The following is a 23,465-nucleotide window of genomic DNA, read 5'->3' as shown; positions in this document are numbered from 1 at the left end:
AAAAGCAATCCTCTCATACCTTGCCGGTTCTTAATTATTTCATTACCCTGCTATCCCTTCTCCAAAACATGAATTTTCAAAAAAATTAAATTTATGACAATTTTTCCTCTATAATACGACTAATTTTTAAAAATTGCACAATGGGCGATGCTTTTAGATTGCTTTCGCGAAGATTTTTGTAAGTTTAAAAGTTAGTGATTTTCCGCCAAGTTCTTCTTTATAAAAGGACAAAAAGGTAATATAAGATACCAAAGTAAAAGTCTTTTTACACTTAGCATTATCTAAAAATAAACAAAAAAAGAACCAGACCTGTTTTTGGGCTGGTTATTCTTTGTAAAGTTATAGGTTATTTCTTTTTAAAGCCCATGGGTGAAGGTTTGCTGCGATATACACGATTGGCTGATAAATCATCACCAGTCTTTTCCGTTCGCTTGGCGTCTTGTTCAAACATTTCACGCGCTTTCATAAATAACATTGTCACAGTTTCTCACCCTCCTATAAAAAAGTTAGTTTCTAGTTACCCGGACACACAGTTTTAAAACCCTATTTCTGATATTTTTTTATTAATCAAACGTTTGATTAATAATCGTAATCCCAAAGCACCTTCCATTCCCCTTTCTCCAAGACGGCGTAGCAGTTTTGCGCGATCTCCAATACACCAAATTGGCTGTTGTAGGTCATGGTGACTTCAGCAGCCGTGACATCTTTAAATACAGGACCGTCTTTGGACATTTGCCATTCTTTCAGTTTTTCCATTTCACCGATATCCACTTCGAACGTTTCCACTCCCATATGGCCGAGGAAAACGTGGTTTTTCGTCTGGATATAAGCAGACTTTTTAAACCGCTTCTTCATTTCTGAATGAAATAAGTTCCATGCCTTTCCGAAATCGGCCTCTTGTTCGGATTCATAAAATTCTTTGATTGCATCCTCAGGAGAACCTGCTGACGCTGTTCCACCCGTACAAGACCGCAGAAAAAGAAGCATGATCAAAACTAAAAGCACGAGTCCGGCCATTAATGGCAATGAAGGGCTTCTTCTTCTCCGCATGACAGCCTCCTTGATGAGTGCCTTGGTTTATTTTTATGACAACCCCCACAAAGATATGATTGGTGACTGTCACGCCCCGGAATTTGTCGAATACTCATCGTGTGCGACTGGCTTGGAGACAAAGAAAACCCGGGGCGTGACTGTCACGCCCCGGGTTTTGTCGAACAGTAGAACAAAAAAAAGAGCAGCTTCCGGATTAGAAGCTGCTCTCTATTTCAATTGTGCTTTTATTATAAGTCTGTTCACCGGGTTTTCCGGGGTATCACAGGTGATGAGTGTCAGCGTTTCTCCGGTGGTATTATTGAGCACTGACAAGTCTTCAGGCTTTACGATTTTAGTATCTGTCACCTTGTAAGTATAGCTGCCATCTCTGGTATTTACGGTAATCGCATCTCCCACACTAACTTCATTCAGCCTGTTGAACATTTTTCCATATTCACGGCTTCTGTGGGCCGCGATTGCGCTGTTGCCTTTCTGACCAGGCAGCACAGTTCCTGACAAGTGGCCTGCCCCGTACTTTAAGTGGTATTGCGACGCACTTCTAAGTATAGGAAGTTTTACATTGATTTTATCTATTGTGATGATGCCGAGCATGCTGTCACTTAAAGGCTTGCTCTCTTCTTCGGCCGATTCTGTCTCTTCAACCTCTTCAGTATTTTGCCGGCTTTCTTCTATAGAATCAGGTTCAGCAGCTTCCGCTGTTCCTGCAGCAGGATTGAATATTGAATCGAGATTGATATAGCTGTTTTTGGCTGTATCTTCATTGGAGCTGTTCGAGTTAGCCTGAGTGCTTTCTGAGATATACTCTTGATTTTCCCAGTCCTCTATCAGATTGTTTTGTTTCTGGGCACTATATAGATCGACTGCTTTCGGATATACCATGACACCAAGCCCGATAAAGATCAATAAGAACGCAATTACTTTTTTCATAGTTCACCTCATGAATAGAACAGGAGAGGAAAAGCCCCCTCCTGTTACCTAACTTATTCTTCAGTCAATTTTTTCTTTTTTAACGAGAATACACCTAGAGAAGTAATGAACAAGCCGATTAAATAGAACAGCATATTACTGTTTTCACCGGTGTAAGGAAGCACACCGCTCTTCTTGGTCGTGTCATCGGAATCAGTATTTCCTGTCAGTGTTTCATCTGTATCTGTATCTGTGTCGGTGTCGGCGTCTACATCTGTATCTGTATCTGTATCTGTATCTGTATCTACATCCACATCAGTGTCGACGTCTGTGTCGGTGTCTTTGTCTGTATCTGTATCCGTGTCCACATCTTTATCTGTAACAACTTCGATGTCTGTGTCGATTGTTACTTCTCCATCCACAATGCTGAGTTCTTCTTCATCGAACTCGATTGTATAGGTTTCTCCATCAATGACTATTTCTAGATGAAGAAGTTCTTCCATGGTAAGCTCTAAATCTTCCAGGTCCAGTATCAGCATGCCATCAACGATTTCCAGCTCCAGGCGTTCGTGATCTCCACAAACCAGGAAGGCGCTGTCGATTGTTCCAGTAAAGCCCAGAAGATTGATGTTAATCCAAGTAAGAAACTCAATATCAGTTTCTTCTTCAGGAGTTTCATTCAAATCAATTAGTTCTTCCGTAATTGTTACAGAAAGATAACCTTCATCTGTAAGTTCATAGTTCCAGTCTTCCAGATTGATAAGACACTTTTTGCCATCTATCATCAGCCATAGGGCAGAAACATTTTGCAGATAAAACTCTTTATCTTCAAATAAGAATGCCCATCCTTTAGTTAAATCAAGGTCAACATGAGTACCGTCTGCCAGTACGAGTTTCGCTTCTTCAACATCAAGCCCTTCAGGAAGGTTTAAATCCAGCTCTGTTACAGTGTCAAAGAAGATATCCATTCCAAGGTTGAACTCCAGCACACCTTCCACTTCATCACCTTCAGTGATATCCACTGTAAACACTTCACCATCTACCTTGAGCCATAAAGCTGAAATATCAGAAAGGTAAATATCTTCCAATACAAAACTTAATCCTTCAGAGATGTCTAAGTCAATGGTAGTTTCATCTTCCAAAACCAATTTTGCCTCTTCAATCTCTATCTCCTCAGGCAATGTTAAAGTAAGATCTGTTACTTTATGAAACTCTAAGTCATCTTCATCAATGTTTATAGTAAGTACACCATTTAGAAGAGTAGTATCTTCCAGATCAATCGTGCATTCTTTTCCATTGATCAACAACCAAAGTGATTTAAGATGCTCGACTTCAATGTTGCCTTCACTCAACAAAACATATAATTCTTCGTGAGATTCAAGCTCTACTTCTGAACCATCAACAAGAATCAACTTCAATCCTTGCAGGTCGAGACCATCTGGAATGCTCAGGTCAATCTTAGTAACTACATTGGACATAATTCCAAGAGCCTCTTCATCTACCACTATCTCCAGAACGCCATTCACGGCTTGTTCGCCATTTAGATCGATAAGGTACTCTTTACCGCCAATTACCAGCCATAAAGCAACTACGCTCTCTGCTTCTACTGCCGTTTCACCTAAAATTTCAAAGTTGGAATGGGGATCTAATTCGACAAAAGAACCGTCACTAAGCTTCAATTTCGCCGCATCAACTTCAAAATCAGCTTGAAGATCGACGTTGATATCCGTCAGAAGGTTTGAAGTGTTGTCCTCAAACGATACATTACTATCCATCCAGCTGTAAATATACGCTTTTACTTCTTCTAGATAGTCTGAAAATAAAAGAGTGTGTGTAACACCTTCTACCGTGATTTCAATCCCATTAATAGCAGGTAATTCGGTATAGTCAAAGTTACACCAATACCCAGCTTTATATTCTAAATTTATAGTTGTTCCATCGGACTTCACAAGGGCCATTGCTTCGATCTGACCTTTGAATAGAGCTTTTATAAAAGAAAAATTTGTGTCAAGGTCAACGGTTTCCGGCTTTGTGCTTTCCGTTTCTTCATTGGTGCCAGTTTCATCCGCAGGATTTTCCTCAACTGATGTTTCTTCATCTAATTCAGCTTCATTTTCAGATTCAGCCTGTTCTTCTTCTGTTCCATTCTCTTCCGTTTCAGAGGATGCCTCTTCACTTTCAGAGGATTCAGGTGCAGTTTCTTCCACTGCTGCTTCTTCCTCTTCTGGAGAAGATTCAACTGGCGCTTCTTCAGTCTCTCCTCCTTGAGATTCCTCCTGGCTTGCAGAATCTGAAGCTGTTTCTTCAGCTTGTTCGTTTTCAAGCACCTGATCCACTGCTTCTTCAATTTTCTCTTTTGCTGCATCTCCATTATAAGCAGCGCCCGCTGGCATGGCTCCAAAACTAAACATCACCAAGGAGGTGCTGAGTGTAATCGGTACAATCTTTGATTTATTCTTCATCTAGTCATCCTCTTTTCTCTAAAAAAGTAATAATAATATTCAATTTCATAAGTCGATTTGCTTGCTTAAATGAAGGTGATTTTGCACATAGAACATTTTCTTGAGCATTTCATAATCCAATTATAAAATCGAAATTCTTTAAGTCTATTAACCTCCCTTTCTGGTAATTTCCGCAAGCTGCAAACTAGTCTTATAGTTATAACACTCATGTTCCGTCAATCTCAGATAGTTATGTACGAGTATGCAATTAACTAATTTATCCAGTGAAGTAAGCAACTTACACTAGAGGAATTACCCGGCATAAAGGGGGATAAACCAAAAGTCCTTAAAAAAGGTGAAAATTCTTCTTTATTAAGCACGAACCTCCAATTTAACGGTCTTTTCCTACTACAACAAATAAAACTCTCCTACTTTAGTATGGACCTCTCCTAAGATCGAAAATTTAATACCTTTATGACACAGTTGGTTTAACCTGCTGTCTAAGAGTGAAAATAAAGAAAAAACAGCACAGGGAGGTTTTTCAAAGTGAAAACCCTGACCAAATTCCGCTCTTTCTGGCATAACTTCCTGCTGGGCTACAATAAGACAATTTTGGAAGGCTGCATGGACGAGGAACTAAAAGCAAAAATAAAAAATAAGATTGAATATCACCGGCTGAAAGTCATAGGAGATTAGAAATCCTTTACCGCTTTAAAGCACGAAGAGGGACAGTCCCTCTTCGTGCTTTAAAGCGGTGATGTGCATGTAAACATACATAAGAACAAATATCCATTTGAAATCTTCCCTGGATGTATTAAGATGGAACAAGCTGCACCTTGTGGAAAATTTCCTGCCTCAAAACGTTTAACTTTAGGCGGTATTAGGCATATAATGAGAGTAGCAAGTCATATACCTACAGGGGAAATAAAACTTGAAATGGGAATGATATCTATGATCGATAACAAGAAAATACATGATAAATTATTGGAAGTTGTGAAGACCGAAAATATAAAAGTGGATGAAATGCTGAGAGACCACCTTTATACCAAGCTTGGCGGAAAAGCGGATTTCTTCATCACTCCGACAACTTATGAAGAGATTCAAAATGTCGTGAAGCTGTCGAATGAAGAAAATATTCCTTTTACCCTGCTTGGAAATGGATCCAACCTGATCATCAAGGACGGCGGAATCCGCGGAATCGTCATTAACCTGAAGCACCTTGATGACATCTCAACTGACGGGGAAACACTTGTTGCGCAAAGCGGCGCGCGTATAATTGATGCTTCCCGCAGGGCATTGGCTGAAAGCTTGTCCGGTTTGGAGTTTGCCTGCGGAATTCCGGGTACAGTCGGCGGCGCCCTTTACATGAACGCGGGTGCCTATGGCGGTGAGATCAAGGATGTCCTTGATTATGCCTATGTCGTGGATAAAGAGGGAAACCTTGTGAAGCGTTTAGCGTCCGAGCTTGACCTCGATTACAGAACAAGCAATATCCCGGATAACGGCGATATTGTATTGGAAGCTACTTTTAAACTGAAGCCTGCCGAGTATCAGGAAATCAAGGCCGTGATGGATGACCTTACTTATAAGCGCGAGTCCAAACAGCCGCTTGAGTTTCCTTCCTGTGGATCTGTGTTCAAGCGTCCTCCCGGCTACTTTGCCGGAAAGCTGATTCAGGACAGCCAGCTGCAGGGCACGAACATTGGCGGTGCAGAGGTTTCCACCAAGCATGCAGGTTTTATCGTCAATAAAGACAATGCTACTGCAAGGGATTATATCTCATTGATTGAGCATGTCCAGAAGACTGTGAAAGAAAAGTTCGATGTGGAGCTTGAGCGTGAAGTAAGGATTATTGGTGAGGATTTGGATTAAAATAGAGAAACTGCGCATCCAAGAGATGCGCAGTTTTTTTGTGGAACTTATAAAAAAAATTAGGGAAACGCACCGCCTCCCTTTTTTCAAGCTGTCTTGAACCCTTGGTTACCTGCCTGGGAGTATGTTTTTTTCACTACCTAGCCCTTAAAATCCCTTCCGTATACCAACCCTAAAAATGGTAAACTATTGAGGAAGCTTCTTAGATTGCGAGGTATTTATGATGCCCGATTGGTCTTACCATGTTATTTTCAAACCTATTTTAAATAAAGTCTCACCCGTGTCTTCACGGAAATTTATACATAGGGGGATGAACCGCATTGCGACTCTCCCGTTTGGCTCTCATATCATTAACTTTTTAGGCAGGGAAGAAAGTGCTCCGTCGCTGTCCCGAAATATAGACGGCCTCTCCTTTTCAAACCCGGTTGGACTCTCCGGGAAGGTGGACCCAGAGCTTTCCGGAACCAAAGCTTTTACCAATTTAGGTTTTGGCTTTCTCGAGGTTGGGCCCGTGTCGCTACTACGTTCGGATCCGCTCAGCTCTCCTGTTGTGGACAGCGATAACCACTATATCCGTTTTCCTGTAGAAGGATCAGCTGGGCTGGATTTTGTGAAACAGAAAATAAGAAATGTCAGGAGAAAGCAGCCCCTATTTATCAGGCTGGCTGGAAGCTCCCCAGAAGTCCAAAACATGATTGATCAGCTGGCGGACAGTGCTGATGGATTTGTTGTGGAGGATTCCCATTTTGATCTGAACACCGAGAAACCAATTTATCTCTCTATCTCTGATTTTGGCAGTGCAGACTTTAAGAGTTTGGAGCACTATTCTGGCATCGTCTTGGAGCTCCATGAAAAGTACAGCAAGGAAAGCAGTCTGAAGGTGAGACATTTGCGGGAAAGAGGATTCTCCAACACAATTATCACCTCAGGCTCGGTACTGGAACCTCAAGATGCTTTGGAGCTGTTGGATGCCGGCGCTGACTTGGTGATGTTAAGTGGGGGGTATGTCTTTTCAGGTCCCGGGCTTACAAAGCGGATTAAGGAAGCACTCGTTTCTAGAGAACAGCCTCTCCCGCCGCCACAAGGCTGGTTTGCCTATTGGCTTTTCGGTTTATTTATTTTTCTAGGAGGATTACTAGCTCTGTTATTCAGTCTTACCTCGATTTTATTGCCTTATGACGAGCTGTTTCTGGGTATGAACCGGGAAGACATTTGGGCGTACAATGAGCGGATCATGTTATTCATGGCCCACGACAGGATGACGCTTGCAGGGACGATGATTTCCGGCGGGATTGTTTATATGAATCTGGCAAAGCATGGAGTGAAACAACAGTTAAAGTGGGCAAAACAGGCCATTGATGCCCCTGCTATCCTTGGTTTTCTGGGGATCTTTCTGTTTATCGGTTTTGGTTACTTCGATTGGCTTCATTTAATTTTTTGGCTGGTCCTGCTGCCCTTTTATATGTATGGCTATATTAAAACCAAAGGAATATCCGGGACGCCTTCTTCCAGCAACCGACGGAATCATTCAATTTGGAAGGCATCACTCATAGGACAGTTTTTATTTGTGGTGCTGGGGTTTTCATTTGTTCTAGGAGGAATTGTTATTTCTTCTTTTGGAGTAACATCTGTTTTCGTTCCGACTGACCTTCTCTATTTATGTATGACACCAAATCAGCTGGAGGATTTCAACAGCAAGCTGATTCCGGTTATCGCTCATGACCGGGCCGGGTTCGGAAGTGCCTTGTTAAGTGTCGGTCTGCTCGTTCTTCTGCTCGCTTTATGGGGCTTTCAACAGGGTAAGAAATGGATTTGGCACACCTTCCTTTTTGGCGGACTGCCTGCGTTCATTGCAGGACTTTATGTTCACTTTGCGATTGGCTATACGAGCTTCATCCACTTACTGCCTGCATATTTTGCAATAGGGTTGTATCTTGGCGGGCTTGTGACGACTTATCGTTTTTTTCATAAGGTGGAGGATATGTAATGGTCATGCTTTGAGCTCACGCCATATGAGTCTGGCGAATCTGTAGAAAACCTGAAGCACTAATTATGAGGGGATGAACCTACATGATTTCATCCCTTTTTTGTTATGAAAATAAATATGGTTTATCTTTAGATTGAGTGGTTTGCTATCATCCCACAATAGAATGCATATTTCGCCTTAAAAAACCGCCGCTGATACTCATAATACGACCAAGTCTTCTAATTCCCGCCGCAGCCCCCCTCTCTCGACATATTTCCCCGGAAATTGTAGGAATTTTTGTTGTTTATACAGTCTTTCATCACGGGTAATTAACGTATAAACCAAAAACTAGGCCAAATGAAATACAGTTCTTCATCAAGAAATCCATAAATACCATTAAAAGTAAAGGAGCGGTTCTTATGAAGATTAAAGTGAAAAGCTGGAGAATGCTTACGGCACAGGATAAAATGTTCATTTTGAAAGCGATAAGCCAGCGCTCAATGTTAAAGCAAAGTGCCTGAGGGAACACCTTCTATTTCTATAGTCAACGGCCGGCCTAGTTATGCTTTCCAATTTATCTTTCTACCAGAAAACCAGGCTTTCCTATTTTCTCCAATAAATAATTGGGAACAAAATACCTTGCTGTCATAAGGGGATCTACAATTTGAGAGATCTGCGATTGTCCGGCTGCGCTGAACAGCATTGTCAACTCACTAAGAGTGAGGTCTGTTTGCGGTAAAAGAGTATCGATCATGATTTCGACTCCACTCTTGGCTGCTTCATCCACCGTTTCCTTGGAGACAATCACAGCTAATCCTTCATCATTCTGAACAAATGGATAAGGTATGGAACTGCCTTTCACCAACTCCAGAGACACGGTCACTTTCCCGGCTATTTCAATTCCGGATACACTAATTTCTCCATCTCCCATTGCGGCGTGAAGATCACCCAGACCAAACAAAGCCCCTTCTTGAAAAACAGGCAGATAGAGCGTGCTTCCTTCTGCTATCAATTTCGTATCCATGTTTCCTCCATGCGCTCCCGGTGTACCATTGGAAATTTCCCCTTCTTCAGGCGCTACTCCTATTACACCGATCATCGGATTAAGAGGAATTCTTATTTCATCGTTAAAAACCGCCTCTTTCCCTTCAATAGGTATCATCTTCACTTCAGACTCTTCTATCCTGTGGCCCATGACGCCAAGTCCGGGCTCGACCATCATTACCCCATTGTCAGCGAGCTCAATATTATCGATTGTCACTTTTAAAATATCACCAGGCTCTGCTCCTTCTACATAGACAGCGCCCGTTGCCGGATTCACCTGATTCCAGTCCAGTTTCTTCAGTTCTGTTTCTTCCGAAGTGATTTGATCTTTAAAGCAGTCATAGGTTTCGATTATAAGAGTTGTGCCTGATGATACTTTTTTGCTAATCTTATTTTCCTTGCTGAAAGAATAAAAGAAATTTTCTTTTTGGATAGTGGTCAATGAAATCCCTTCTTTCTGAATTTTCTTTTACTTTACTATAATTCTTTTAAAATTGCCTATAATAAGTTTTAATAGGTAGAAAAGGAGGTTTCCCGAATGGATCTTAAACACATTCTTAATGAAGTGGCAGAGCGCATTAAGAAATCAGAAGAATATAAACAGCTGGATAAAGAGGAGCAGCAGCGTTTTGAACAAATGGTGAATCCAGATCTTCTCAGTTTAATATCAGGGGGAGATGTTCCTGCTGTCGATTATTCGGCACAGACAAATGGAAAAGCTCTTCAATTAAAAGTTTCCCTAAAGGGAGCAAAACCTCCTATTTGGAGAAGGCTGCTAGTATCCGATATCCTTACTCTTCACCAGCTGCATGAAGTCATTCAAGCTGCTATGGGGTGGACGAATTTTCATCTTTATGATTTTCAATATGGTGATGTCTACTTTGAGGAGATGGAGGAAGAAGTTGAGCAGAGCTCGTCAAATTTCAGGAAAATTCACGAATCCAAGGAAGCATTAATAGGAAACGTACTAGTGAAAGAGGGCCAAAAGCTGGAATACACCTATGACTTCTCGAACAATTGGGAACACACAATTCTTTTGGAAAAAATTGAGGACAAAGAAGCTGCTGAGCCCATCTGTCTAAAAGGGCGGCGAGCAACTCCTCCAGAAGCAGTTGGTGGTGTGCATAACTATATGCATGTCTTGAAGCTTTTGGATGACCCGGCTGCCCAAGGGGAGAAGGTTGAATTTTACAGAGACTTGCTCCAAGGACAGGACCCCGGGCACTTTGACCTTGAGGAAACCAACGAAGAGCTGAGGAAGAGTCTGGACTCTAAGCGGTTTTCCTTGTAATTCCAGCGGTGATCTCCTCTCTTAACGTTTAATCCTTTTTTCAGCGGGAATGTAATGATTGACTATCCGATTTTGAAAGGAGATAACGACTTTGAAAAATTTCCGCGTGGACTTCCATTTTGATAATGAGAACACGGTTACCTTTTTTATAGAAGAAAGAACGGAAGCAACGGTGCTTCATAAGGTTTTCGGCAACAACTCGAATTTTTTTGATTTTAAGGAAGATAATGTGCTGTATCGAATCGTATTGGATAAGGTAACGCACGTAGCTGTTAAAGAGCATCAGGAATAAAAAGCGCAAGCGTCCCTTTTAGCCCCCACAGGCAAATGTTCCCCTGAGAAAAAAAGACGACCTTTCCTTTTATTCTCTTGGGGTTATTTGATCCCGAGGGGCTGGGCGCTGGAGCTGGATTCAAAAACGCTGCCAAATTTTCAATCTAAAAATTTTATACTTTCTTATCTATAAGAAAAGCAGTCCGGCTAACGAAACCGGGCTGCTTTTTTATTATTGTTCGTTCACGGCCACCTGATTCCTGCCGTTATTTTTTGCTTCATATAAGGCTTTGTCTGCCCTGTTTAAGAGGCTGTCCAATGTGTCTCCCCCCTGCAGCTCAGCCACTCCGAAGCTGGCGGTCAGACTATTGATGGTTTCATAATCGTGCTGTGAGATATGCTTTCTGATTTTTTCAGCCAGAAGCTTGGCTTTCCCGATATCTCTATTTTTCAACAGCAGCATGAATTCTTCTCCGCCCCAGCGGCCAAGCAGATCTTCCTTATCCAGTATTTCCAGGGTCTTGTTGGTGAATTCCTTCAAAACCATATCCCCTGCGGTATGTCCGTATGAGTCATTAATTTGTTTAAAGTGATCGATATCCAAGTAGATAATTGAGAGCTTCTGTTGGGTTTCCAACCCTTTCATAAGTTCCATATCGATCTTCCTTCTATTAGGAAGGCCGGTTAAGTAGTCTGTGTTGGCCATTTCCTCGAGCACCTCAGCTTTGATGTAGCTTTGCTTCACAGTGTGAAGGAAAAACAGAGTGACAAGAAAAACAAGATTAGCGAAAAAATAGTGAATGAGCAGGAATGAGGCTGGCGTTCCCATCAGGTCGGGAAGTTTGTAAATTCCTACACCTAGGAACCAGACATAGGTGGCTGCTGTCACGATGAGGGCCCACCTGATGTTCAGGAGAAAGAACAGGAACATATAAAACATCGGCATCCAGAAAGTAAAGGGGCCGAGGGACATTGTTTGTTCCAGTTCATGGGTGACCACGTATGTGAATTTAACGGCGCTTACCAGACAGACAGCTATTATCATAAACTTTTCGACGGCTTCGCTCCAATCCTTTTTGAAAAAAAGAACGAAGATGGAAATTAAATAAAGCACAATCAGGGTTGGCATGATGATCATGTTAGCAGGATCCTTGTCTGCCTTCTTAAACTCCTCATACCAGCCCATGGAAGCCACCAAAAGAAAAACCGGCAGCAAAACGGCATAGAATCGATATTTCAATTTCTGAAGTGACAACGGCATTGCGTTTGTCATAACTCTTCTCTCCCTAACTCATCTGGTCTAAGGCAAATTAAAAACGCACTCAAAAGGGCGCGCTGTACATGTTTGTGCAACTGGCTGGCATATCCCTGCGGATTATAGCCCCTGTAGTTTTGCGTCCCAGCCTTTCGACTGATTTGCCCATTATTCATCTCTGCTAGTTCTTATTACCTATATTTTACACTTGTCGTTTTGGGAACACAAGCCGCAGACTTGGTTTTCAGCACATTTTAGAAATGCAGTTTCTTTTGGTGCTTTAATGAAGGAAGTTCGCATTTTTCCTTTGGTGACAGTCACACCCCGAATTTTGTCGATTTATCTTGGAGCCCTCGGAGCGTTAATTGGTACAAAATAGGTGTTCTGCGCTAGGCACGTTCTAAAAGAGTGTAATTTTAAGTCACGTCTTGAATTGAGGAACTTGGAGCAGAAAAATAAGGGAAGTTTTTTCCGTTAATTGCAGGGCAAACTCATTTTGCTGGGGAAATTGAGGAAACAAAATCACCGGCCTCTGGAACTGGATTGCTGCCAGCCCCGATGAGTCCCAGGTCCGGGCCGTAATCCACTCGCAATGATGTTTCAGAACCATCGTTTTTTTACTTGTACATACAATGTTAAAAATTACACTAATATTTTTTGCGTTTTTTTGCTATAATAGACAATCGTAAGAGAAATGGCATATTGCATTTATATCTTGCAAATATAAATCGATAGGTGGAATTGAATATGAGCGAAACAAAACCTTACAGAGTCCTTCTGTACTACAACTATGTAACAATTGAGGATCCTGAGGCTTACACGAAGTACCACAAGAAACGTTGTGAAGAAATGGGGCTTAAAGGCCGCATCCTGATTGCTTCTGAAGGAATCAACGGAACGGTTTCCGGTACGGTGGAAGCTACAGATCAATATATGGAAATGATGAAGAATGATCACCGCTTCCATGATACAGTTTTTAAGATTGATGAAGTGGAAGAACATGCTTTTAAGAAATTAAAAGTGAAATATCGCCAAGAATTGGTGACGCTTCGTCTTGAAGACGATGTCAACCCTCATGAAATCACTGGTGAATACTTGAGCCCGAAAGATTTCTATGAGCAGATTCAGCGTGAAGATACTATCTTGCTAGATGCAAGAAATGATTATGAATATGACTTGGGGCACTTCAGAGGTGCGATCAGACCGGATATCGAGAACTTCCGTGATCTTCCTGACTGGGTCCGTGATAATAAAGAAATGCTCGAAGGCAAAAAAGTCATCACTTACTGCACAGGCGGTATCCGCTGCGAAAAATTCTCAGGCTGGCTGAAGCGTGAAGGCTTCGAGGATGTTGCCCAGCTGCACGGCGGAATCGTGACATACGGCTATGACCCTGAGGTTCAAGGTGACCTGTGGGACGGACAGTTGTATGTATTTGATGAGCGGATTGCTGTGCCGGTAAACCGCAAAGAGCACGTGGTTGTCGGTAAAGATTACTATACAGGTGAGCCTTGTGAGCGCTATGTGAACTGTGCATACCCTCCATGTAACAAGAAAATTCTTTGCTCTGAAGAAAACGAGCATAAATATATGAGAAGCTGTTCTCACGAATGCCGTACTCATGAAGAGAACCGCTACGTGATGGAGCACAACCTCTCTCAAGAAGAAGTAGCAGAAAGATTGAAACGAATTGAAGAAGAAGATCATGCGGTGAATGCATAATCTCCTATACGACAAAGCTTGAGGGCCCCGGCTCTCAAGCTTTTTTAATGCATTAACGCACTAAAAGGGACTGTCCCTCTTCGTGCTTTAAAGCGATAAAGAGCTTTTTTTACCCTTTAGGTTTAGGAGCTCTCCAGCCGGGTAATTCCATTATAACGAACACTCTTTTTTCCAACTCGTGTTATTCCTCCGACATAATGAAACAAATACTTCAGGATACATAGAATTTTTTTGAGACTTCATGAGTATATTTGTAGACAGAGAGTATACTGTCTGCTAAACTCGTCATATAGTGTTCTCATTAAAGAACAAACTCCCCTTTTTAACTGGAAGGGATATTTTTTCGGCTCTCTCGTTCTTAATATAGAACCAAAACACCCACTTATTTACTAACCTATTTTTTTGAAATCACCGTTCTTAATAAAGAATATACTCTGGGAGGTAATACGAAGATGCGAAGCCTAAGTGTGATACTAGCCATAGCCATTCTGCTCTCCGGCTGCAGTACTCAAAAGGAGTTTTTCAAGGATCTTACCAAAAACTCACAGCCTACTGCTAAAGCGGAGGGTGTGGAAAAGCCTCAACCGAAGAACCTCAAGGAAGAGTGGGAGGAAAAAGAGACGAAAATCGATGGCTGGACGCTTGTCTGGCATGATGAGTTTTCTGACGCTGACTCTCTTGCCAACTGGAATGCGCAGGATTGGCCGTCAGAGAAAAATGAAGAGTTACAATACTATTCCCCTTCCAATGTGGAAGTGATGGATGGCCATCTGAAAATTGAAAGCAAGAAAGAAACCTACAGAGGCCGCGATTACACATCCGGTGCCGTCACAACAGAAAATAAATTTCAATTCCGGTATGGAATGGTTGAAATCAGAGCCAAGCTCCCAGAAGGCCAAGGATTGTTCCCCGCTTTCTGGATGGTCCCAAGCGAAGAAGATTGGCTGCCGGAAATCAATATCATGGACTTTTTAGGGCAGAAGCCGAACGAATACTTCCAAGTCGTTCATTGGGAAGATGATAAGGGAGAACGGCAGAGAGATTATTCCCACTATATCAGTGAACAGCTTGATTTCACTAAGGAATTTCATGATTACGGACTGATTTGGGAACCGGGAAAATTAACCTGGACCCTGGACGGGAATGTCGTGTTTCAATCTGAAGAGCACTCTCCAGACGTACCGATGTATCTCTATTTGAATACAGCGATCGGCGGGGACTGGCCTGGAGATCCCGATCCGAATGAAGAGTTTCCTAAAGAAATGCTCATAGACCATGTCCGTGTTTACCAGCAGCAGGTTTTTCAGAAGCAGTAAGGAGGAAAAACAATGACTTTGCTTTATATCACGTTTGCCGTGTTTTTATCTTTTGTCCTATTTCAAACTCTATATGTCCTGATCCCCCTGTTCAAGGATGAAAATAAACATAAGAACAAGATCACGAAGATGCACAGTTTTTCTGTCATTGTCCCTGCTTATAATGAGGAAAAGGTCATTGAGAACTGCATCGGGGGATTCAACCGGGTTGCCTATGAGGACGCTGAGCTTCTTATCGTTAATGACGGCTCGAAGGACCGGACGCTGGAAGTTTTAAATGAGGCTCTCCTGCTGAAACCCGCGACCCGTATGGTCGACACCCGGCTGAAGCATGAAAGAGTCACCGCTTTTTATCAATCGCAGAAGTATCCCTCCATCTTTGTCATCAACAAGAAAAATGGAGGAAAAGCGGACTCCCTGAATGCGGGCATTAATTTCAGCGAAAAAGAAGTTGTCATTACTCTTGATGCCGACAGTATTTTAGAAAAAAACTCGCTGAACGAAATGAATTCCGCCTTCCAGAGAAAGGGCGTCGTGGCCTGCGGAGGAAATGTGTTGATTTCACAAGCGTTCAACGGCTCTCTGGAAAATCTGAAACCCACCCTTAAAGTCAACAATGTCATTAAATTTCAGTTCCTGCAGTACTTGTCTTCTTTTTACTTACATAAAAGAGCACAGGCAGCAATGAATTCAATCACCGTCATTGCCGGAGCCTTCGGGGCGTTCAGGCGAGAAACTCTTTTTGGTATAAAAGGATTCCGGAAGACGGTCGGAGAAGACATGGATATCACTCTCAAGCTTCATAAATGGATCAAAGAACGCGGCAGCAAGGAGAGCATCATTTTTGTTCCCACTGCTCTCTGCTACACGGAATGCCCGAGCACACTGAAAAACATGTTCAAACAGAGAGTCCGCTGGCAGAAAGCTTTCATTGACTGCCTGATTTATTATCGGAAGGATTTTTTCCGGAAGCTGCCTAAAACGTTTTCGGTGTTCTTCTTGGTTGATCAGTTTATGATCGGTACACTCAGCGCGTTTCCGGTATTGCTAACTCCCCTGATGCTTTATATGAACGGCGGCCAGCTCACGTTGCTGCTAATGCTGATGTCAGGCGCCTTCCTTCTGTTCATCTATCAAAGCTTGACGACCATGTTTGTCAGCTACCTGCATGGATTGCGATTTTCAAAGAAGGATCTGCTGAGATTTATACTCTTCCTGCCGGTTGATATCATCGTGTTTCGAATGCTGATCAACTTATCGTTCGTTGTGTATGGAACCTTGGCCTACTTTCACAGCCCACACGCCTGGGATAAGCTTGAAAGATCCGGAAAAGTCGCTTGGAAAGGAGTCGAAAGAGCATGAAAAACACCTTTGGAAAAACAGCATTTGCCGTCGGTTTTTTCACCTTATTGAGCATCATTGCGGTCGGATTCAGCCTAACGATCGAAGAATATTCCCTGCTGGCGGAAGAACACGACGGTGTCTTTCCTGCTGTAGAGAAGGCGGAAATGGAAGCGTGCGTGAGAGGCTCTGAGATGGAGGTGCGGGAATTTGCATTCGATGGAGATGAAGCGGACTCCATCCCCATCCTTACCTATCACCGCATCCTGAGCCAGGAGGACATGGAAAAAGCCCACTATATCGATGGAGAAGTGAACTCGATGATTGTGTTTACGGAGGAATTTGCGAAACATATGAAGTACCTGCATGATAATGGCTATGAGACGCTCACTCTTAAAGAGCTTTACGCTTTTTTAAATGGAGAGATTGATGTTCCTGATAAGAGTGTGGTCCTCACTTTTGACGATGGTTTCAAAGACAACTACGAGGAAGCCTACCCGATTATGAAAAAGTATGGGTTCAAGGCCGCGAATTTCATCGTAACGGGAGCAATCACGAATAAGAGATACTCCTTCTCTCCTAAACTTTCGCAATACCTCAGCAAGAAAGAAATGGAGAAGAGCTGCGATGTGTTCGATTATCAAAGCCACACTTACAACTACCATAAAAGGGACGAAAACAAACCGGTGGATGAGTGGGGAAATCATCCTTCCTACCTGGTGGCAAAATCTCAAGATGATATCTATAACGACCTTAAAACCAGTATCCATAACCTCAACGGAGAAAACCTTGCTTTCGCTTATCCCTACGGCGAATATTCCCCAGACACCATCAGCGTTCTGAAAGAGCTCGGTTTCAAGATGGCGTTTACCGTTGTAGATGAAGCTGCGACAAGAGACCACCATCTTTACGAGATTCCAAGGTACCAGATTTATCATGATGTCGACCTTGAAACGTTTAAATACTATGTGGAGCAATAGCATAAAGCTGACTGGCAAATGGTTTAAAGAGCAGAAAAGGGAAGGTCTTTCCCTTTTCTGCTCTTTTAATTACTGTTACTTCGGGCAGGCGTGGGGAGTTTTGTTGTGGATGTATATAATTTTGGTGCCGCTTCGGTCGGGAGCGGTGGATTTGTGCTGAGATATGTACGATGTTGGGCCTGCTTCGGTCGGGAGCGGCGAATTTTCACTGAGATATGTACGATGTTTGGCCTGCTTCGGCCGGGAGCGGCGGATTTTCACTGAGATATGTACGATGTTGGGCCTGCTTCGGTCGGGAGCGATAGATTTTTGTTGAGATATGTACGATGTTGGGACTGCTTCGGTCGGGAGGGGTCCTTTATTATTGAGATATGTATGAGGTTGGGGTCACATCGGTCGGGAGCGATGGATTTTCACTGAGATATGTAAGATGTTGGGCCTGTTTCGGTCGGGAGCGATAGATTTTTGCTGAGATATGTACGAAGTTGGAGCTGCGTCGGTCACCAGAGAGGGCTTTCCGTCTGTCCCTGTTACTATTATAAAAAGTCAAAGCCCAACGAGGATCACTCCCTCTTTGGGCTTAATGCGATAAACGATCAAAGTTCAAATTCCCACTCATCTTTCATGTTAAGGTAGATGACGAGGAGGATATTTTCGAGCTCTTCTTCTGTTTGTCTTTCGATTTCCATCCCGATTTTCGGCAGGATGATTTCTGCGACTTGCTTCGTGAGGACCAGCCTTTGATTCTGTTCGACTCCGGTAAAGCGCTGGGTATAGGTTTTGAGGAGTTTCCACTCTTTTGCCTGCAGCGGCTTTAATGATCCTTCCTCGAATGTGACGCTGTTTCGGCTCAACCCTCTTGAAGCTATTACTTTTTCGATACCGGTCTTTCTCTTCGATTTTTTCTTTCTTTCATGAACCACAACGGTCCCGGCAGTCAAATCTCCCAGGCGCTTGTGCTTTCCATGAAAGAAAATCATCAGCATGCCGACAATATAATAGAACGGCAGCATATCAATGATTCGCAAAAGATTTCGGATGAAGCTCGATAAAAGGGTGATGCTTTGGCCGTTATCCTGGATCACCCGGATTCCGATAATCGATTTCCCCAGTGTCTTTCCTCCTGAAAAAAATTCATAAGCGAAAAAGTACCCCCAGTTGATCACAAACAACACGATTACTGTGATGGCAATCGCTCCTGAGCTGATCGGCGATTCTTCGAAGAAATAGATATAACTGCTCTGCAAATCCATAAACAATACAAGGCCGATGATCACGGCAAAATTGATGATGGCAAGGAGCAGCTGATCGATTAGGAAGGCAGCGGCCCTGCTTCCGAGCCCTGCCGCTTGGAATTGAAGGGATACATATTCGGGGGTTTTTATATCAACCTGTTCTTCTTGCATTTCTGATTCCTCATTTCCTTAAATTTGTACTATAATAGGGATGACGGAACCATCCAATAATTGTCTAATTCCTAGAACAAAAGCGCAAGCGCCCTGGTTAGCTCCGACAGGCAAATGTTCCTCATAGAAAAAAAGGCGCTATTCCTTTTATTCTATGAGGGTTATTTGACCCCTAGGGGCTGGACGCTGGCCGTGGATAACTTAGTTGAATTGTTTGGATAATGATGGATTATCTTAAATCCCTTTATACTAGAAAACTACTAAAAGCAGGTGTTTTAATGAACTCAAGGCAATTCATCCAGCATCACCGCCAGGATTGGAAAGAGCTGGAGGATCTGATAGCCACAATGCATAAGCGAAAGAGCAAGATAAAAGGAGCCGACATCAACCGCTTCAGCCGGCTTTATCAGAAAGCCGCACAGAATCTCTCATACAGCCAGACCTATTATCCCCAGGAAGAAGTCACACCTTACTTGAACGAACTCGTCTCTAAATCTCATAATCTTCTTTACCGTGACCAAGTTTCCAGTCTGAAGCAGATCCGGCATTTCTTCGGTGTCACGTTCATCGGGCTGTTCCTTCAGCAGTGGAAGATGATTGCCGTTGCTATGATCCTGTTTACCATCGGCGGATTGGGGAGCTTTTTTGCAGTAGCCGATGACCCGCTGCATGTTTATTCTGTCCTTCCGGAAAATATTGCGCAAAGCTTTGATCCTGACAGGCTCGGCGAAAATGAAGGCGAGGTCGATTCGCCGATGATGTCGGCCACCATTATGACGAACAATATTCAAGTGGCTTTCCTCGCGTTTGCCGGCGGAATCACATTCGGCCTGTTGACCGTCTATGTGCTGATATATAACGGAATCATTGTCGGTGCGATTGCCGCACTATTCTGGCACTACGGAAAAAGCTATGAATTCTGGGCCTACATCGTTCCCCACGGCATGATCGAGCTGACCGCGATTTTCATTGCCGGAGGTGCCGGGCTTCTCATGGGCTATAAGCTTTTTGTTCCCGGTGCTTATTCACGCGGATATGTATTAAAGCAGCAGGCAAAACGATCTGTCCTGCTGCTTCTGGGAACCATACCGCTGTTTGTGATAGCCGGGATCATCGAGGGCTTCATCACACCTTCGACTCTGTCCCTGGAGGCAAAGTATCTGATTGCCGGTTTGACTGTCATTGGTTTGATTCTTTATGTCCTGATCGGGACGATGCTGCTGAAGAGAAAACCTACAGCAGTCCCCGGTTCATGATATCGATATAGTGGGAAACCGCGCTTGCCGCGAGTTTCTCTTCCCGGGCCTCCGCCATTTGGAGGCCTCTTTTTTCCCATTTCACCTTTTCCCGCTTCTTAATCAGAAGCTGCTGCTGTGCCATGCTTTTGACCATTGTATTTTTAACAGACTGAGGGTCCTCTCCCGCTCGATCTAAAAGTGTCCGGTCTTCGATACCGAGCATCAAAAATAGATGGCGCTGACGCAGGCGCTGCAGATAAGTCAAGGCGCCTCCTTCGTGAAGGAAGGATCCGACATCACTGAACAAAAGCAGCAGACTGCGTTTTTTCTGGACAGTTTGCAGGTAGCTGAGCACAGCGGCGTAATTTGATTCTGCTGAATCCACTTCCAGGTTATAAATGCTTTGAAGAATCGTCTGCAGGTGAGCCATTCCTTTTGCCGGCGGAACGAAGACTTTGACATCCTTCGAAAACGCGAGGACCGAAACGTAATCGCCTTTTTGCAAAGCGGCCGCACTCACTGTCATGGCCGCTTCCAATGCTCTTTCCAGGCGGTTTCCTTTCGTAAGTTCTGCTCCCATCATCCGGCCGCAGTCGATCAATACGGTAATATATTTTCCATGCTCCGGCTCATACTCATTCGTCATGACTTCCTGTAGCTTGGCCGTTTGGCGCCAGTTGATTTTCCGCGGATCATCTCCGACCGCATAATTTCTGATCTTTGAAAATTCCCCGGCTCCGCTTTTCATTTTGCGGATTTTCAAGCCCTCATAAAGGAGGAATTGCTGCGCATTTTCCAAAAACCGTTTCGTATCGGTCAAATCTGGAATGACTTTCACGCTTTCTTCTATTGTGAACGTTTTTTGTTTTTCCCATAAACCCAGCTTGCTACGGTAGCGCAGGTAAAGCTTTTCTATATCGTACCTCCCTCTGACCGGCGCGCTTGTTTTATAGAGAAACGGAGAAGTCCCTTCCCCGGCAGTTCCTCTTAAAGGAAAGCTGGTTTGGAATGACTGAGGCAAGCCGTCTGTCATTTTAAAAGAAAAACGATTTTCCGAACCGCTTGTTATTCGAACCGAGACATCATACTTCAGTCCACGCTCCATTTCTCCAGGAGTTTCCCTTGTGACCGAGATCTCATTTTTCCGGGGAGAAAACAGCAGATCACTCAAGCTTAGCAGAAGAAACAGCCCATTTAGCGTGAAAATCAGCGTCCATGTGATGCCGAAAAAGGCTCCCAGAAGCAAGAGGGCGGAAAACAAGGCCCATGAAGCGATTAATCTTCCCGTGGGCAGGATTCCTTTATCGCGGAACAGGAACCGCCCCCACAAGTTCTTCAATGATTGTATCAACCGTTGCTCCCTCCAATTCCATGTGCGGCGAGATTTGGATTCTGTGTCTTAAAGCCGGACGTGCGGTGATTTTGATATCGTCAGGAGTGACATAATCCCGGCCCGCCATGTACGCCCAGGCCTGCGCTGCTTTTCCAATGGAAATCGCCGCCCTTGTGGAAGCACCGAAACGGATGGATTCCGTGTCCCTCGTCTTTCGGACAATTTTCATGATATAATCCAGCACACTTTCGCTGATCGTGACTTCTTGAACTTCTCTTCGGATGCTTGCAAAGTCTTCCGTGCTCAATGCCGGCTCTACTGAACCTCCGCCGAAAACTCCTTCAATCACGGATCTCAGTACTCGTTTTTCTTCTTCAAGCTCAGGGAATTCAATGTTCAACTTGAACAGAAAGCGGTCCTGCTGAGCCTCTGGCAGAGGATAGGTTCCTTCGAATTCAATTGGATTCTGGGTCGCGACCACGAAGAAGACTTCGGGAAGGGCGTACGTTTCGCCCTGGATTGTCACTTGTTTTTCTTCCATAGCTTCTAAAAGAGCGGCCTGTGTTTTGGCCGGCGTCCGGTTGATTTCGTCCGCTAAAAGGATGTTAGTGAAAATTGGTCCTTTCAGTGTTTGGAATGAACTGTCTTTCATGTTGTAAATCGTGCTTCCTGTGATATCACTCGGCAGCAGATCCGGTGTGAACTGGATGCGGCTGAATTTTCCGCCAAGAAGGCTTGCCAGCGTTCGGACCATTTGTGTTTTCCCGGTCCCCGGCACCCCTTCAATTAAGACGTGTCCTCCTGCCAATATCGCTGATAGAAGCAGGCGCAGGTTGGTTCCCTGCCCTAAGATCCGGCTTTCATATTTTTCTAGTAAGGATGCTAATTCTGGCTTCATCCTTCCTCCACCTCTTTCCTGAGTCGATCCAATTTTTTGGACCATAATAAGTATTCCTGCTTGCTCAATGTTTCTTTTTCCAAAGCAGCTGACAATCCCTCTGCAAACCGGTTGATTTCCTGTTCATCGGCCGACGTCCATTTTCGCGAAAGTCCTCCGGTGCTGTCCGTCCACTCCCTGGAATACGGGATGCCCCATTTTTCCTGAAGCAGCAGTTTCACGTAATCAGCCTGGATGTTCAATGAATCTGTGAATCTCTTTCCTCTTAAATGCCAGGCGGCCAGGGCTTTGATCCGTTCATCACTGAAGCGGACGTGTTCTTCACGGACCTGCATCACTGGACCGAAACGTTTCCCTTGATACCATAGCCATAGGATGGCGAGGAGCATGCCCTGGACCATCAGCAAGAGGAACCATTTAGGGTACAGCGTGACCACGGAAGCGTCATTTTCTCCTCCGTGTATGTATTCGTCGAACAGAATGGTTCTCGGACTGCTTTCGTTAATGAGTGACAGAACCAGCGGAAGATGATCTTCTTCTAAAATAAGATCGTTCGTCATCCACTGTGGAGCCGTCGCCACAATCAGGCTTCCTTCTCCGACCGGACGCTCCAATGCAACCGGACCAGCTTCATCTGAAATGAGCACCTCATCTTCATCGGCAGCATCCAGCCGGATCGGTGCCGGGAGAAGTGCATTCTTTTTCTCATCCTGATTGTCATTTAAGGTGATTATTTCTTCAGCATCCATCCCACCCTGAACTGTTTTTAAATCAAACATGCCCTGTGGATTGGTTTTAAAAAGAAGAATTGTGTTCCCTGCTTCCATGAACTCCCGGTACTGCCTGGTTTCTTCGCTCTCCGGAATAAAAAATGGCTCTATCATGATCAGCAGCTGACCTTCTTCTTTTTCCAATAGATTCGGAGAAGAGTTCCATCTTTCGGTCTCGCCGATTTCGTTCTGCAGGTATGTAAAAACAGCTTTAGTCCCCATCGGTGCAGGTGATTCTGAAAGATAATTGGGATACACTTTCGGCTCCCGCGATCCGATGAAATAACTCAGAACAGCGAATACGAGGAGAATGACGGCTAATACGATGAGTTTGGATTTATTTTTGGCCATGATTTCTCC

Annotated in this window: 20 protein-coding genes and 1 riboswitch; of the genes, 10 read left to right on the top strand and 10 right to left on the bottom strand. The window is 43.8% G+C overall.

Features of this window, described 5'->3' with window-relative positions:
• Positions 1 to 346 precede the first annotated feature (346 nt).
• From FZC79_RS23825 to FZC79_RS07580, 4 genes are all read right to left on the bottom strand, one after another.
• A complete protein-coding gene (locus tag FZC79_RS23825) occupies positions 347 to 481 on the bottom strand; it encodes a hypothetical protein (protein ID WP_262372182.1) in 135 nt (44 codons plus the stop codon).
• A gap of 98 nt (positions 482 to 579) precedes the next feature.
• On the bottom strand, positions 580 to 1,050 hold the full coding sequence (locus tag FZC79_RS07590) for a hypothetical protein (RefSeq protein WP_148946208.1): 471 nt from the start codon (positions 1,048 to 1,050) through the stop codon (positions 580 to 582).
• Positions 1,051 to 1,260: 210 nt separating this feature from the next.
• A complete protein-coding gene (locus FZC79_RS07585; protein WP_148946207.1) occupies positions 1,261 to 1,980 on the bottom strand; it encodes a class D sortase in 720 nt (239 codons plus the stop codon).
• Between the two features lie 53 nt (positions 1,981 to 2,033).
• The gene (locus FZC79_RS07580; protein WP_148946206.1) at positions 2,034 to 4,421 is read right to left on the bottom strand and encodes an LPXTG cell wall anchor domain-containing protein; all 2,388 of its coding nucleotides are present in this window, start codon (positions 4,419 to 4,421) and stop codon (positions 2,034 to 2,036) included.
• A 525-nt stretch (positions 4,422 to 4,946) separates the two neighbouring features.
• Between FZC79_RS07580 and FZC79_RS23015 the strand changes: the two genes are divergently transcribed.
• From FZC79_RS23015 to FZC79_RS07570, 3 genes are all read left to right on the top strand, one after another.
• Positions 4,947 to 5,096 (top strand): hypothetical protein, encoded by a 150-nt coding sequence (locus FZC79_RS23015; RefSeq protein ID WP_187442683.1) that lies wholly within the window; start codon positions 4,947 to 4,949, stop codon positions 5,094 to 5,096.
• Between the two features lie 255 nt (positions 5,097 to 5,351).
• The gene (gene murB, locus FZC79_RS07575) at positions 5,352 to 6,272 is read left to right on the top strand and encodes a UDP-N-acetylmuramate dehydrogenase (RefSeq protein ID WP_148946424.1); all 921 of its coding nucleotides are present in this window, start codon (positions 5,352 to 5,354) and stop codon (positions 6,270 to 6,272) included.
• 310 nt (positions 6,273 to 6,582) lie between these two features.
• Positions 6,583 to 8,259 carry a dihydroorotate dehydrogenase gene (locus tag FZC79_RS07570; RefSeq protein WP_435873931.1) on the top strand — a complete coding sequence of 559 codons (1,677 nt, stop codon included), beginning with the start codon at positions 6,583 to 6,585 and terminating at the stop codon, positions 8,257 to 8,259.
• A gap of 553 nt (positions 8,260 to 8,812) precedes the next feature.
• On the opposite strand, the gene FZC79_RS07565 is transcribed toward FZC79_RS07570, so the two are convergent.
• On the bottom strand, positions 8,813 to 9,724 hold the full coding sequence (locus tag FZC79_RS07565) for an acetamidase/formamidase family protein (protein ID WP_148946205.1): 912 nt from the start codon (positions 9,722 to 9,724) through the stop codon (positions 8,813 to 8,815).
• A gap of 96 nt (positions 9,725 to 9,820) precedes the next feature.
• Between FZC79_RS07565 and FZC79_RS07560 the strand changes: the two genes are divergently transcribed.
• Both FZC79_RS07560 and FZC79_RS07555 read left to right on the top strand, forming a co-directional pair.
• Complete coding sequence (locus FZC79_RS07560; protein WP_148946204.1) at positions 9,821 to 10,573, top strand: plasmid pRiA4b ORF-3 family protein; 753 nt, start codon at positions 9,821 to 9,823, stop codon at positions 10,571 to 10,573.
• A gap of 91 nt (positions 10,574 to 10,664) precedes the next feature.
• Complete coding sequence (locus FZC79_RS07555; protein ID WP_148946203.1) at positions 10,665 to 10,865, top strand: hypothetical protein; 201 nt, start codon at positions 10,665 to 10,667, stop codon at positions 10,863 to 10,865.
• Positions 10,866 to 11,078: 213 nt separating this feature from the next.
• Here FZC79_RS07555 and FZC79_RS07550 read toward each other — a convergent pair whose 3' ends face one another.
• Positions 11,079 to 12,119, bottom strand: coding sequence for a GGDEF domain-containing protein (locus FZC79_RS07550; protein WP_148946202.1), 1,041 nt, complete (start codon positions 12,117 to 12,119; stop codon positions 11,079 to 11,081).
• Between the two features lie 72 nt (positions 12,120 to 12,191).
• Positions 12,192 to 12,277, bottom strand: a riboswitch (cyclic di-GMP riboswitch).
• A 571-nt stretch (positions 12,278 to 12,848) separates the two neighbouring features.
• Here FZC79_RS07550 and FZC79_RS07545 point away from each other — a divergent pair.
• The 4 genes from FZC79_RS07545 (at position 12,849) to FZC79_RS07530 (ending at position 17,460) form a co-directional block, all read left to right on the top strand.
• The gene (locus tag FZC79_RS07545; RefSeq protein ID WP_148946201.1) at positions 12,849 to 13,823 is read left to right on the top strand and encodes a rhodanese-related sulfurtransferase; all 975 of its coding nucleotides are present in this window, start codon (positions 12,849 to 12,851) and stop codon (positions 13,821 to 13,823) included.
• A 452-nt stretch (positions 13,824 to 14,275) separates the two neighbouring features.
• Positions 14,276 to 15,139, top strand: coding sequence for a glycoside hydrolase family 16 protein (locus FZC79_RS07540; RefSeq protein WP_252183283.1), 864 nt, complete (start codon positions 14,276 to 14,278; stop codon positions 15,137 to 15,139).
• A 12-nt stretch (positions 15,140 to 15,151) separates the two neighbouring features.
• Positions 15,152 to 16,501: a glycosyltransferase family 2 protein gene (locus FZC79_RS07535; RefSeq protein WP_148946200.1), complete on the top strand. Its 1,350-nt coding sequence runs from the start codon at positions 15,152 to 15,154 to the stop codon at positions 16,499 to 16,501.
• On the top strand, positions 16,498 to 17,460 hold the full coding sequence (locus FZC79_RS07530) for a polysaccharide deacetylase family protein (protein ID WP_148946199.1): 963 nt from the start codon (positions 16,498 to 16,500) through the stop codon (positions 17,458 to 17,460). Before FZC79_RS07535 ends, FZC79_RS07530 begins: the two co-directional genes overlap by 4 nt.
• A gap of 596 nt (positions 17,461 to 18,056) precedes the next feature.
• On the opposite strand, the gene FZC79_RS07525 is transcribed toward FZC79_RS07530, so the two are convergent.
• Entirely contained in the window at positions 18,057 to 18,866 is an 810-nt protein-coding gene (locus FZC79_RS07525; protein WP_148946198.1) for an RDD family protein, read from the bottom strand.
• A gap of 278 nt (positions 18,867 to 19,144) precedes the next feature.
• On the opposite strand from FZC79_RS07525, the gene FZC79_RS07520 reads away from it, so the two are divergent.
• On the top strand, positions 19,145 to 20,122 hold the full coding sequence (locus tag FZC79_RS07520; RefSeq protein ID WP_148946197.1) for a stage II sporulation protein M: 978 nt from the start codon (positions 19,145 to 19,147) through the stop codon (positions 20,120 to 20,122).
• Here FZC79_RS07520 and FZC79_RS07515 read toward each other — a convergent pair.
• From FZC79_RS07515 to FZC79_RS07505, 3 genes are read right to left on the bottom strand one after another with little or no spacing between them, the layout of a single operon-like run.
• Positions 20,100 to 21,455 carry a DUF58 domain-containing protein gene (locus tag FZC79_RS07515; RefSeq protein ID WP_252183282.1) on the bottom strand — a complete coding sequence of 452 codons (1,356 nt, stop codon included), beginning with the start codon at positions 21,453 to 21,455 and terminating at the stop codon, positions 20,100 to 20,102. The genes FZC79_RS07520 and FZC79_RS07515 overlap by 23 nt on opposite strands.
• Positions 21,406 to 22,335, bottom strand: coding sequence for an AAA family ATPase (locus FZC79_RS07510; RefSeq protein WP_148946196.1), 930 nt, complete (start codon positions 22,333 to 22,335; stop codon positions 21,406 to 21,408). Before FZC79_RS07510 ends, FZC79_RS07515 begins: the two co-directional genes overlap by 50 nt.
• On the bottom strand, positions 22,332 to 23,456 hold the full coding sequence (locus FZC79_RS07505) for a DUF4350 domain-containing protein (protein WP_148946195.1): 1,125 nt from the start codon (positions 23,454 to 23,456) through the stop codon (positions 22,332 to 22,334). The genes FZC79_RS07510 and FZC79_RS07505 overlap by 4 nt, the downstream gene beginning before the upstream one ends.
• Positions 23,457 to 23,465 lie beyond the last annotated feature (9 nt).

The sequence above is a fragment of the Rossellomorea vietnamensis genome (assembly GCF_008180615.1).
GTDB classification, from domain to species: Bacteria; Bacillota; Bacilli; order Bacillales; family Bacillaceae_B; genus Rossellomorea; species Rossellomorea vietnamensis_D.
The sequence above is the reverse complement of the archived record's forward strand: the minus strand, read 5'-3'. Positions and strand labels throughout refer to the sequence as shown.

Coding starts and splice junctions, on each gene's coding strand:
- FZC79_RS07520 (WP_148946197.1), top strand. CDS start 19,145: ATGAACTCAAGGCAATTCATCCAGCATCACCGCCAGGATTGGAAAGAG.
- FZC79_RS07580 (WP_148946206.1), bottom strand. CDS start 4,421: ATGAAGAATAAATCAAAGATTGTACCGATTACACTCAGCACCTCCTTG.
- FZC79_RS07505 (WP_148946195.1), bottom strand. CDS start 23,456: ATGGCCAAAAATAAATCCAAACTCATCGTATTAGCCGTCATTCTCCTC.
- FZC79_RS07535 (WP_148946200.1), top strand. CDS start 15,152: ATGACTTTGCTTTATATCACGTTTGCCGTGTTTTTATCTTTTGTCCTA.
- FZC79_RS07545 (WP_148946201.1), top strand. CDS start 12,849: ATGAGCGAAACAAAACCTTACAGAGTCCTTCTGTACTACAACTATGTA.
- FZC79_RS07510 (WP_148946196.1), bottom strand. CDS start 22,335: ATGAAGCCAGAATTAGCATCCTTACTAGAAAAATATGAAAGCCGGATC.
- FZC79_RS07525 (WP_148946198.1), bottom strand. CDS start 18,866: ATGCAAGAAGAACAGGTTGATATAAAAACCCCCGAATATGTATCCCTT.
- FZC79_RS07540 (WP_252183283.1), top strand. CDS start 14,276: ATGCGAAGCCTAAGTGTGATACTAGCCATAGCCATTCTGCTCTCCGGC.
- FZC79_RS07550 (WP_148946202.1), bottom strand. CDS start 12,119: ATGACAAACGCAATGCCGTTGTCACTTCAGAAATTGAAATATCGATTC.
- FZC79_RS07530 (WP_148946199.1), top strand. CDS start 16,498: ATGAAAAACACCTTTGGAAAAACAGCATTTGCCGTCGGTTTTTTCACC.
- FZC79_RS07590 (WP_148946208.1), bottom strand. CDS start 1,050: ATGCGGAGAAGAAGAAGCCCTTCATTGCCATTAATGGCCGGACTCGTG.
- FZC79_RS07560 (WP_148946204.1), top strand. CDS start 9,821: ATGGATCTTAAACACATTCTTAATGAAGTGGCAGAGCGCATTAAGAAA.
- FZC79_RS07585 (WP_148946207.1), bottom strand. CDS start 1,980: ATGAAAAAAGTAATTGCGTTCTTATTGATCTTTATCGGGCTTGGTGTC.
- murB (WP_148946424.1), top strand. CDS start 5,352: ATGATCGATAACAAGAAAATACATGATAAATTATTGGAAGTTGTGAAG.
- FZC79_RS07570 (WP_435873931.1), top strand. CDS start 6,583: ATGAACCGCATTGCGACTCTCCCGTTTGGCTCTCATATCATTAACTTT.